1 protein-coding gene is annotated in these 391 nt (G+C 63.2%); it reads right to left on the bottom strand.

Annotation, left to right across the window (positions count from 1 at the left end; genetic code table 11):
* Positions 1-391 (bottom strand): MipA/OmpV family protein (locus AB4Y92_RS26330; RefSeq protein ID WP_441822303.1); only part of this gene is annotated, 391 nt, incomplete at both ends.

A 391-nucleotide genomic window follows, 5' to 3' on the forward strand; every position in this document is an offset into this window, starting at 1 on the left:
AACGAGAACTGGTCGCGCGCGCCAATGGTGCGGACGATCGGCGAGCGCGCGGCATCCTGCAGAAGACGATCATAACGGGCGTAAGCCGTCGTTTCCAGACGTCCGACCATGCATATTCGAGTGCCGCTGCGAGGCCTGCCGATTTGACGCCTCCCGACGGGCTGTAGGCAGCGAGGAGGCCGTTCGCGGCCGATTCCTCCGGTGTCACACCAAAATTCCTGCGCATATAGGCCTGGTTGCCGAACGAAAAGCGCGGACCGCCCGAGAGCTTGAAGCGGCCAATCGGTTGAACCCAGTCAACGAAGATATCGGCGACGATGCCGTGATGGCCGTGGAAACCCTGCCGCACCTCGATGCGGGTCCGCAGCCGGTCCTCGATCGGCCAGAACTC

Origin of the sequence: Lysobacter sp. TAB13 (genome assembly GCF_052113885.1) — a bacterium.
In the GTDB taxonomy this organism is placed as follows: domain Bacteria; phylum Pseudomonadota; class Gammaproteobacteria; order Xanthomonadales; family Xanthomonadaceae; genus Lysobacter; species Lysobacter gummosus.